This is a genomic window from Candidatus Omnitrophota bacterium, from assembly GCA_018894435.1.
GTDB lineage: Bacteria > Omnitrophota > Gorgyraeia > JAHIPI01 > JAHIPI01 > JAHIPI01.
Genome location: JAHIPI010000014.1, coordinates 1 through 10,591 on the forward strand (window position 1 = coordinate 1; position 10,591 = coordinate 10,591).

The 10,591-nt window shown below is 45.9% G+C and carries 11 protein-coding genes; 10 read left to right on the forward strand and 1 reads right to left on the reverse strand.

Features of this window, described 5'->3' with window-relative positions; all coding sequences use genetic code 11:
• A partial coding sequence (gene recJ / locus KKI13_01065; protein ID MBU4487646.1) for a single-stranded-DNA-specific exonuclease RecJ occupies positions 1–1,620 on the forward strand: 1,620 nt, incomplete at its 5' end.
• An 8-nt stretch (positions 1,621–1,628) separates the two neighbouring features.
• Here the strand turns inward: recJ and rpmB are convergent.
• Positions 1,629–1,859, reverse strand: coding sequence for a 50S ribosomal protein L28 (gene rpmB, locus KKI13_01070; protein ID MBU4487647.1), 231 nt, complete (start codon positions 1,857–1,859; stop codon positions 1,629–1,631).
• A 60-nt stretch (positions 1,860–1,919) separates the two neighbouring features.
• Here rpmB and recG point away from each other — a divergent pair, with 60 nt between their 5' ends.
• From recG to KKI13_01115, 9 genes are all read left to right on the forward strand, one after another.
• Positions 1,920–4,007 carry an ATP-dependent DNA helicase RecG gene (gene recG, locus KKI13_01075; protein ID MBU4487648.1) on the forward strand — a complete coding sequence of 696 codons (2,088 nt, stop codon included), beginning with the start codon at positions 1,920–1,922 and terminating at the stop codon, positions 4,005–4,007.
• 530 nt (positions 4,008–4,537) lie between these two features.
• Entirely contained in the window at positions 4,538–5,095 is a 558-nt protein-coding gene (gene rsmD, locus KKI13_01080) for a 16S rRNA (guanine(966)-N(2))-methyltransferase RsmD (protein MBU4487649.1), read from the forward strand.
• Between the two features lie 6 nt (positions 5,096–5,101).
• Positions 5,102–5,587 (forward strand): pantetheine-phosphate adenylyltransferase, encoded by a 486-nt coding sequence (gene coaD, locus KKI13_01085; protein ID MBU4487650.1) that lies wholly within the window; start codon positions 5,102–5,104, stop codon positions 5,585–5,587.
• Positions 5,588–5,592: 5 nt separating this feature from the next.
• Positions 5,593–6,597, forward strand: coding sequence for a phosphate acetyltransferase (pta, locus tag KKI13_01090; protein MBU4487651.1), 1,005 nt, complete (start codon positions 5,593–5,595; stop codon positions 6,595–6,597).
• A 14-nt stretch (positions 6,598–6,611) separates the two neighbouring features.
• Complete coding sequence (gene rpmF, locus KKI13_01095; protein ID MBU4487652.1) at positions 6,612–6,812, forward strand: 50S ribosomal protein L32; 201 nt, start codon at positions 6,612–6,614, stop codon at positions 6,810–6,812.
• Positions 6,813–6,845: 33 nt separating this feature from the next.
• Complete coding sequence (gene plsX / locus KKI13_01100; protein ID MBU4487653.1) at positions 6,846–7,835, forward strand: phosphate acyltransferase PlsX; 990 nt, start codon at positions 6,846–6,848, stop codon at positions 7,833–7,835.
• Between the two features lie 3 nt (positions 7,836–7,838).
• Positions 7,839–8,852 (forward strand): ketoacyl-ACP synthase III, encoded by a 1,014-nt coding sequence (locus KKI13_01105; protein MBU4487654.1) that lies wholly within the window; start codon positions 7,839–7,841, stop codon positions 8,850–8,852.
• Between the two features lie 2 nt (positions 8,853–8,854).
• Entirely contained in the window at positions 8,855–9,760 is a 906-nt protein-coding gene (fabD, locus tag KKI13_01110; protein MBU4487655.1) for an ACP S-malonyltransferase, read from the forward strand.
• An 18-nt stretch (positions 9,761–9,778) separates the two neighbouring features.
• On the forward strand, positions 9,779–10,591 hold an 813-nt coding region (locus KKI13_01115; GenBank protein MBU4487656.1), incomplete at its 3' end, for a glycosyltransferase family 39 protein.

Genomic DNA, 10,591 nt, shown 5'->3' on the forward strand with positions numbered 1-10,591 from the left:
ACCGCCCAGATTTTGATAAATCGCGGCATAAAAGAACCTTCCGAAGTAGACAATTTTCTAAAGGCCGACATAAGCGGTCTTCACGATCCTTTTCTTATGAAAGATATGGAAAAGGCCGTTCTCCGCATAAAGAAGGCCATATCCAAGGGCGAAAAGGTGATGGTCTACGGCGATTACGATGTCGACGGCATAAGCGCCGTTGCTATTCTCAAAAGAGTTTTGCGCGACATCGGCTGTAATGTAATATCATATATCCCTCACAGAGTGGAAGAAGGTTACGGCCTTAACGAAGAGGCCGTTAAAATGGCCCACAACCGCGAGATATCACTTCTTATAACAGTTGACTGCGGTGTAAGCGGCAAGAAGGAAGTAGAATACCTTAATAAACTGGGTATAACCACGATAATAACCGACCATCATAAGATAGTGGAAGAATTTTTTCCATATAGCGCCTATGCCGTTATTAACCCACTCCAAAAAGACTGCAGCTATCCTTTTAAATATCTATCCGGTGTGGCGGTCGCTTATAAACTTGCCCAAGCCTTAACGCGTGATTGTGGCTATAACATGGAGCAGCACCTTGACCTTGTAGCGCTGGGGACTATTCAGGACATGGTGCCGCAATTGGGAGAAAACAGAATTCTTACCAAGTACGGTCTCACGCGTATAAATGAGAGCAAAAAAAAGGGAATACACGCACTAATAGCGATAGCAGGCCTGAAAGGCAAGACGATATCCACAAGGCAGATAGGGTATATGCTGGGGCCGCGCATAAATGCTGTGGGCAGGGTCAGCTCTGCTGATTTGGCATTGCGGCTCTTAGTTACAGAAGACGAGGAAGAGGCCGGTAACCTTGCCGGCGTTCTGGATTCCGAAAATCGCAACCGCCAGAAGATAGAGAGCACCATCCTGACGGAAGCCGTAAATAGGGTGGAGAACGAAATAAATTTCAAAGACGATAAAGTAATCGTCTTGGAAAGCGATGATTGGCATCCGGGCGTCATAGGCATAGTTGCCTCAAGGATAGCCGAGCGTTTTTCGAGGCCTACTGTAATGATATCGTTTAACAAAAATGAAGGCAAGGGTTCGGGCCGCTCAGTAAGGAATTTTCATCTTTTCGAAGCGCTTAACGAATGCCGCGATTTCCTTTCCGGTTTCGGCGGGCATGCTGATGCATGCGGCCTGAAGATCGCGCGTAAAAATCTGGACGAATTCAGATTAAAATTTAATACCGTCGCTTCCAAGATGCTGGAAAAAAGCGATTTTATGTCACACCTTGCTATAGATATGGAAATACCACTAAATTTACTGAAGGAGAACGTGGTCCAGGAAATAGAAAGCCTCGCGCCGTACGGTCCGGGTAATCGCAGGCCCGTTCTTTTGTCGCGTAAGCTCAGGTTGAAAAGTAGGCCCATATTTCTGCGCCGTGAGGGCATAAAGATGTGGGTGACAGACAGCAACACGACATGCGAGGCGATAGGTTTCAGGCTTGGGGAGGCGACGGATGAAATAATGGAAAGTTCCAGCCTGGATATTGCGTACACGCCGTCTTTGAATATATGGAAGGATGCTATTACTTTGCAGCTTGAAATCGCAGACCTAAAGGTAAATTTAATTTAAGCGAGGTGTTAAACGGCTTTTTTTACCTTGCCGGCTTTCAAGCATTTGGTGCAGACCTTGACTCTCTTTATTTTACCTTTAACTAATGCCCTGACCATTTTAAGGTTGGGCAGGAAACGTCTTCGGCTTATACCAGTGATACGCAGGCCCACGCCGCCCTTTTTTTTGGCTAGACCTCTTCGTTTTATCGTGCGCCCGGCTACAGGCCCTTTGCCGCATATTTCACAAAATCTTGACATTGTAAAAACTCCTTTTTTCGGTCTTAAACAGGGTTAAATACTACCATAGCCGTCGGATATATGCAAGAAAAAAAAGAGTTAAAAGATAAGAAAGTCCAATACCTAAAAGGGGTTGGGCCTAAGCGAGCCGAGCAGCTCGCAAGGCTTGGCATACATACCGTATCTGACCTTTTATATTATCTGCCGCGGCGTTACGAAGACAGGCGCGAGATAATTTCAATAAAAGACGTTCAGCCGGACAAACTTCATACGATAAAGGGCAGGATAAAACGCCACGGTGTATGGAAGAGCAAGAAGGGCATCTTGATATATGAGATGGTGGTAGAAGACCAGACGGCCAATATCCACGCAGTCTGGTATAACCAGCCCTATCTGAAAAAATATTTTAAGCCGGGCGATAAGATAATACTTTACGGGAAAGTAGAAAAGTTTAAGTACTTACAGATCACTCACCCGGATTATGAAGTCCTTAAGAGAGACGAAGAATCGCTCGATATTATAAATATGGGAAGGATAGTCCCTATCTACCCCCTAACGCAGGATGTCTCGCAGAAATACCTGCGCTTACTTATCGACTATGCGCTTGGGAGCAATATAAGTCTTATTAGTGATGCCATACCTACGCAGGTGAGAGCACGATGCCGGCTGGCGGATGTAAAGTTCGCCGTCAAAAATATGCATTTTCCGGTCAATTTTAAAAGCTTGAAGATGGCCGAGCGCCGCATTATTTTCGAAGAATTCTTCATGCTGGGGACGGCGCTTGCCTTAATAAAGAAAGAAAGGGAAAAACGGGGCGAGGGCTTGGCTCACGAAGTTAAGGACGGACTATTCGGCGATTTCAAAAATATGCTTCCTTTCGAGTTGACCAAGGAACAAGAGGCCGCTATAAAAAACATAGAAGCCGATATGATATCGCCCAGGCCGATGAACAGGCTTCTTGAGGGCGAAGTAGGAAGCGGCAAAACAGTCGTGGCGATGTACGCGCTCCTTTTGACCATAAAGAACGGTTTTCAAGGAGCTGTTATGGTGCCTACGGAGATATTGGCCCAGCAGCATTATCTGACTTTGAGCGAATTTTTTGTTTCCTTGGGCATAAACGTACGTCTCTTGACAGGCAGTACTCCTCGCGACGAGAAAGAGGCGATAAAAGATGAAATGAAAAGGGGTAAAACCAATATAATTATCGGTACGCACAGCCTGATACAAGAAGGCGTATCTTTTGAAAAAATCGGCCTCCTGGTTATAGACGAACAGCATAAATTCGGGGTTTCTGAAAGAGCGCTCTTGAGGAAAAAAGGCATCAATGCGGATGTTTTGATCATGACCGCTACGCCAATCCCGCGCACCCTGGCCCTGACAATTTACGGTGACCTCGATATATCGGAAATAAGAGAACTGCCGGAAGGAAGAGAGGCTATTTCCACATACTGGGTGGAGGAAGAGAGAAAGGGCAAGGTATATAAATTTGTCAGAGAAGAGATTATATCGGGCCGCCAGGCGTATATAGTCTGCCCGCGCATAGATGAAAGCAAAAATAGCGATCTTGTGTCTGCAAAAAAGGTATATGGTGAGCTTGCCGAAAAGATATTTCCGGAATTTAAGACAGCGCTTATACACGGCAGGATGAAATCATCCGAAAAAGAAAAAATAATGAAGGATTTCAAAAAAAATAAAATAAATATCCTTGTTTCAACGACGGTGATAGAAGTAGGCATAGATATCCCGAACGCGACTGTTATGATTATAGAAAATGCTGATCGCTTTGGCCTCGCTCAACTTCATCAACTACGCGGAAGGATCGGGCGGGGCGGCCACAAATCTTACTGTATCCTTATTTCGAACCCTGAAAACGAAGATGCGAAAAAACGACTTCAGGCACTTGAAGAGATGCAGAGCGGCTTTGATCTTGCGGAAGAGGATTTCTCAATAAGAGGGCCGGGCCAGATGTTTGGGACAAGGCAGCACGGCCTTCCGGAAATAAGATTCGGCGACTTAAAAGAGGACAAGGCCATTCTTGAGCTTGCGCGGAAAGAGGCGTTTGGATTGGTAGCTAAGGATAGCGGCCTTACCGACGAGCGTAATCGAAATCTCCGCGACGCCGTTATCGAGCGGTACAAAGGCAAGATGCAGTTTTTGAGCGTAGGATAATAATATTGATACTCTCCTCGCTCCTGCAAAATTTTTTCCGCCTGAGGCGGATCCGCTAAAGGCGGAAACGCCTTTCGCTGCGGTAAAAAGCGGGGGCGCTTGAACTCGGCTGGCACTGCCGTGCCGCCTCATTTCGCCTCCTACGTGTCATAGAGAGGTCGGCGAAATCGCCTTCGGCGAACAGCAAGCGCCCTTTTAGAAACCGCTTTTTCCCTTGCTCAAGGCTAAATTTTGCAATGTCGCTCGGAGAAGCATCAATATTATTATAGCACTAATGCTCTCTAAAAGGAAGCCGGTGTTTTTCGACGCGAGTGTCGATTTTAGGCGAAGCACGCTCGAGCAACGAGGGAATCCCGACGTCCCCCGAGAGGGGGACAATGTCGGGATGGCGAAGCTGTCCGAGCCCCGATGGAGAGCCCATCGGGGCGAGTTCTGCAGCCACCGAGTTGCGAGAGACCTTCGCCGTTAAGAAATCGACCCCGAGCGGAGAAAAATACCGGGTTCCTTAGCGAGGAGTATAAAACGATAACATGCGAATAATAGCCGGGAAATACAGATCGAGATTGATAAGGAGTCCGAGGGCAGAAGGCGTCAGGCCGACCAAGGACCGCATAAGAGAAGCGCTTTTTAATATAATACGCGAATATATCGACGGCCGGGATGTGCTTGACCTTTTTGCGGGATCGGGCGCATTCGGCATAGAAGCTATATCGAGAGGAGCGAATACAGCCGTTTTTGTAGATAGCCAAAGAGAATGCGTAAAGGCCATAGAAGATAATCTGAATATGCTCGAGGTAGAAAAGGACAGATTTGATATAATAAAGATGGATGTCCAGAAGGCCATAGACCGGCTTGTTAGCGCGGGAAAAAAGTTCGATATAATACTAATGGATCCCCCGTATTACAAAGAGATAGCAAAAAAATGCTTGATTAAGCTGAGCGAGCGTGATATACTAAACCCTCGTTGCGTAATTATGGCCGAACATCATAAGAAAGATATTTTGCCGCAGGAGATAGGCGGTATAACTTCTTATCGTAGCGTGTGTTACGGCGATATTTGCCTCACATTTTACAAATCGAAAGAATGACATCGCATGAAAAGGATAGCAGTATACGCAGGAAGTTTTGACCCTATAACATATGGCCATGTAGATATCATAGAGCGCGCCGGCCGCATATTTGACCGCGTTATAGTGGCAGTGGCGCATAATACCGAGAAGAAGCCGCTTTTTACGGTAAGCGAGCGCGTCGTCATGTTAAAGAAGGCCGCCCGGCATATGTCCAATATAGAGATAGACGATTTTACGGGCCTCGCCGTGGATTATGTCCTCAAAAAGAAAGCCAATGTGCTTATAAGGGGCATCCGCATGTTGTCTGATTTCGAATATGAATTTCAGATGGCCCTTACAAACCGCAAGATAAATGACAGCGTAGAGACGATATTTTTAATGCCGCATGAGTCGTATTCGTATCTTTCAAGCACGCTGATAAAAGAGGCCGCGTTATTGGGCGCAGATTTAAAAAGTTTCGTTCCGGATTTTATAGAAAAGGAACTTAAAAAGAAGCTTAGGAAAAGATAATACCAGTGGATCCGATAAAGTTTATAAGAGATAAGGCGAAAAAAAATTTAAAGACGATAGTTCTGTCAGAGCCCGCCGACCCCAGAGTTTTAGAGGCTGCCGTTACGGTAGCTAAAGGGAGAATAGCGAAAATAATCTTTCTGGGCGACGTAGAAAATACGAGAAAAAGTCTGCGGAAGTTCGGTGAATACGATGAAGGTATGATAAAAATAATCGACCCGAAAACGTCAGAGATGATTGATAAATTGGCAAAAGACTTGTCCCAAAAGCGCCATAATAGGTACCCTGACGAACAGTCCGCGAAGAAGATATTGTTGGATAACTATGTATTTTTTGGGGCCATGATGGTTGCAAACGGCCTGGCAGACGGGTTTGTTGCGGGAGCCAGCCACAAAACAAGCGACGTGGCGAGGGCGGCTATTCACTGCCTTGAGGTCGACGAGTCTATCGGTGTAGCCTCGGGATCTTTTCTTATGTACATAGAAAACTCTCATTATGGCGACAATGGGCTCTTTGTCTTTGCCGATTGCGGATTATTGCCTGACCCGAACCCGCGCCAATTAGCGGGAATAGCGGTGTCCTCAGCAGAATTATACCGCCGGCTGTTTGATAAAGAGCCTTACGTAGCCATGCTTAGTTATTCCACAAAATCGAGTGCCCAGGGGCAGCTCGTAGATAAGGTGAAGAAGGGCGTGGAGGAGGCAAGAGTGCTGGCCCCGGATATTTTAATCGACGGTGAATTGCAGGCAGACAGCGCCCTTGACTATGAAGTGGCGAATATAAAAACAAGTATGAAGGACAGCGCGGTGGCGGGAAAAGCGAACGTACTGATATTTCCGAATCTTGACAGTGGGAATATAAGTTATAAACTGGTACAGAGGCTGACCAACGCAAGAGCTATAGGCCCTATATTGCAAGGGCTGAAGAAACCGGCAAGCGATCTTTCAAGAGGATGTATAGTAGACGATGTCATAGATGCCATCGCTATTACGGCGGTAAGAGCACAGTAATCGGAAGGAGAACAATGCCAAATCCAAAACGGAGACATTCAAAAGCAAGAGGTAGATGGAGAAGGACGCACTATAAAGCGGATATACCGAACCCCTCTACCTGCCCAAACTGTAAAAAACCGAAGTTGCCTCACCGAATATGCCCTAACTGCGGATATTATAACGGCAGGCCGGTTGTACAAATTAAACAAAAAGAGAAGAAAAAAAAGAAATAATTATCGACGGTTGACAGTCAATGGAGGAAATAAATGAGGATAGCTATTGACGGCATGGGCGGTGACCGAGCCCCACAGGTTGTAGTAGACGGCGTAGTGGCGGCGGCAAGAGAATACGATTATGACATGGTCCTTGTCGGCGATAAGACAATATTGCGAAGAGAACTTTCCAGGTATAAAAGGTATCCGGATAATATATTTATAGAGCACGCCCCGGAAGTCGTCTTAATGGACGAGCCTCCGGCAATATCGGTAAGAAAAAAGAGGAATTCATCGATAGCTATTGGCATAGACCTTCTGAAAAACGGGGAAGCCGATGCTTTTATATGCGCAGGTAATACCGGAGCGGTAGTATGCTCCGCCACTTTAGGGCTTGGGCTCTTGCCCGGGATAGAGCGGCCAGGGATATCTATAGTATTTCCTACCTTTAAAGGCGTTTCAATGATGATAGACGTAGGCGCCAATATAGACCCGAAACCGTTACACCTTCTGCATTACGGCATAATGGGCGATGCGTACAGTAAATATATATTAAATAAATCGAAACCGATGATAGGCCTTCTTAGTATAGGCGAAGAGGCTACAAAAGGGACCGATTTCATCAAGGAGACCCATAAGCTTCTGGATGATAGCAGATTGAATTTTATAGGCAATGTTGAAGGCCGCGACGTATTTACGGGAAGGTGCGACGTTGTCCTTTGCGACGGTTTCGTCGGAAACGTCGTCTTAAAAGTCGCCGAGGGTATAGGAGGAGCGATTACGAAACTTCTTAAAAGTCAGATAAAGAACAGCGTTCTTGCTAAAATAGGCGCTTTAATGAGTAAGCCTGCTTTTCTAAGGCTTTGGAAAGACCTCGATTATTCCGAATACGGAGGCGCGCCGCTTCTCGGCGTAGCCGGACATGTGATCATAAGCCACGGATCCTCAAGCGCAAAGGCGATAAAAAATGCCATAAGGAGAGGCGCGGAATATAAGGAGAATGAATTAAATAAACGCATAGTGGAAGAATTGGAGAGCTACTGATACATGGAGCCCAAATTAAAAAAAAGAAAAACCGCAAAAAATCAGAAAGTCGGTATCATAGGAGTTGGAAAATTTGTCCCCACCAAAGTCCTGACAAATGCTGACATCGAAAAAATGGTGGAGACCTCGAATGAGTGGATAATCACGCGAACGGGCATAAAAGAACGGCGGATCGCCGGAGAGGGTATTGCCGCGGCTTTTATGGGTTCTGAAGCCGCAAAGGAAGCGATTGAAAATGCCCATCTAAACGCTGAAAACATAGACTTGATAATAACCGCTACAATAACCCCCGATATGCAGTTTCCATCGACCGCCTGCCTCATACAGAACAGGCTCGGCGCGGTAAACGCCGTATGTTTTGACATAAGTGCCGCCTGCGCAGGATACGTTTACGGCATGGCCATAGCCGAGCAATTTATAAAATCCGGCATGTACCGTAATGCGTTGGTAATAGGTTCCGAGAAAATGTCGTCTGTTACGGATTGGAAGGACAGGAATACCTGCGTTTTATTGGGAGATGGCGCTGGCGCGTGTGTTATGAGTAAAGTAAAGACAGGAGGCATACTGTCGGTTTATTTGGGTTCGGACGGCAGAAATGCGCCTCTCTTAGAAATGCCGGCCGGCGGTTCACTTAGGCCAGCTACCCATGAAACGATAGATGAGAGATTGCACTATATGAAGATGAGCGGTGGGGAGCTGTTCAAGGAGGCCGTAAAGATAATGGCAGATGCCGGCAATAAGGCCATGGCCTTAAGCGGCATTAAATGCGGCGAAATGGACCTTGTCATTCCGCACCAGGCAAATATGAGGATATTGATGGCAGTCGCGAAAAGGATGAACCTGCCGCCGTCAAAGGTATATTTAAATATAGAAAAATACGGTAATATGTCGAGTGCCTCTACGGCGGTTGCGCTCACCGAGGCTGTTCAAGAAGGCAGGATAAAAAAAGGCAATAAGATAGTCTTAGATGCATTCGGCGCCGGCCTTGTCTGGGGCGCCATCGTAATAGAGTGGTGACAATGTCCAAAGTAGCGTTTATATTTCCGGGACAGGGCGCTCAGTATGTAGGGATGGGTAAGGATCTTTACGGTTCATTTCCCGCCGCGAAAGAAATATTCCTTGAAGCTAATGATATATTAGGTTTCGACATAGCAAAATTGTGTTTTGAAGGTCCCGCCGAAGAATTAACCACTACCAAAAACAGCCAACCGGCCATACTTGTGATGAGTATAGCGGCTTTACGCGCATTTCAATCATCCAAAGGAAAAGATATTACGCCTTCGGCGTGTGCGGGCTTAAGCCTGGGAGAATACTCCGCGCTTGTAGCTTCGGGATGCGTATCTTTTAAAGACGCAGTCGGGCTTGTCAGGAGACGAGGCGAATTTATGGAGGAAGCGGCATTGGAAAATCCCGGAAAGATGGCCGCCATTATAGGCCCCGAACCGGAAGCGCTTGAAAATGTAACTAAAAATGCCGGATGCGAGATCGCCAACCTAAACTGCCCCGGACAGGTTATTATATCAGGCACGATGGAAGCGGTCGATAAGGCGATGGAAGTTGCAAGAACGTCTCTTCAGGCAAAATGCATACCTCTCGCCGTAAGCGGGCCGTTTCACTCTTCGCTTATGACCAAAGCAAGTAACCGCCTCAAAGATGAGCTTACGAAAATAAAACTCAATAAACCGCAAATCCCTTTTATAAGTAATGTCACCGGCGCTTATATAGACAATGTCGATTCAATAAAGAATAATCTGGCTCTTCAGGTAAATCACAGGACGCTTTGGGAGCGATCTATACGGCTCACGATTAAAGACGGTATTTTGGGGTACTACGAAATAGGCCCCGGAAACGTACTAAAGGGTTTACTGAGGAAGATAGATAAAAGCCTCACAGTCCGCAATATAGAAAAACTTTCCGACATCTAAAAACAAAACAGAGAGAAGATGTCTATTAATCTTATTAAAAAAGATGCAAATAGATATGATTTAGGTTTTATCCTTTTAATCATTTTATGCGCTGTTTTGCTCCTGTCCAGCTTTAGGCATCTCATATTTTATGGCGGCGCCGACGAGGGTTATTATTTTAGGTATGCCGCAGTCATTAACGAATGCGGGCCGAGGGCATTTCCGGCGCTTTTTAGAATATATATAAGCGATCAGGCAAATTGGGTCCTTCCTAGCCCTTTGAGAATTGCTTTTATATCTCTTAGCGCTCTGTGGCTTAGAATATTCGGCATGACGTATTTTTCCTTATCGTCTTTGTCGTTGTTTTCTTATCTATTGATGCTCGGCGTATCTTACTATTTCGCAAAGAAGTACTTTGGCGAAAGATATGCGCTTTTCTTCGTCGTCCTTATCGGATTTTCGCCGCTCAATATGGCAATGGCGAGGCGGGCGCTTCTTGATTCTACGGCAAACCTTTTTTTGGTATCTTCTATGTGGCTCTTTTTCGATATGCTGGAAGACAGAAAAAAGTTTAAACACGTCTTTTTTACGGCTATTTACGCCATTGCCATACTTATGAAGGAATCCGCGGTTTTGCTAATCCCCGTTTTTATATCCTATCTTTTTATAAGAAAGTACGGCCTGAAGAAGGATGTCATGCGGAATGATTTTCTCTCGGCGAGCATTTATCCTGCGGCGATAACGGCTGCAATATACCTTATTGCGTCTGGTTCCGTATCCAATGTTTTGAAAATAGCAAGGATTATTATTTCGTCTCCTGCTACAAATCAATATGCGGTTTTGTATTGTTCG

Coding starts and splice junctions, on each gene's coding strand:
- rpmB (MBU4487647.1), bottom strand. CDS start 1,859: ATGTCAAGATTTTGTGAAATATGCGGCAAAGGGCCTGTAGCCGGGCGC.
- recG (MBU4487648.1), top strand. CDS start 1,920: ATGCAAGAAAAAAAAGAGTTAAAAGATAAGAAAGTCCAATACCTAAAA.
- rsmD (MBU4487649.1), top strand. CDS start 4,538: ATGCGAATAATAGCCGGGAAATACAGATCGAGATTGATAAGGAGTCCG.
- coaD (MBU4487650.1), top strand. CDS start 5,102: ATGAAAAGGATAGCAGTATACGCAGGAAGTTTTGACCCTATAACATAT.
- rpmF (MBU4487652.1), top strand. CDS start 6,612: ATGCCAAATCCAAAACGGAGACATTCAAAAGCAAGAGGTAGATGGAGA.
- plsX (MBU4487653.1), top strand. CDS start 6,846: ATGAGGATAGCTATTGACGGCATGGGCGGTGACCGAGCCCCACAGGTT.
- KKI13_01105 (MBU4487654.1), top strand. CDS start 7,839: ATGGAGCCCAAATTAAAAAAAAGAAAAACCGCAAAAAATCAGAAAGTC.
- fabD (MBU4487655.1), top strand. CDS start 8,855: ATGTCCAAAGTAGCGTTTATATTTCCGGGACAGGGCGCTCAGTATGTA.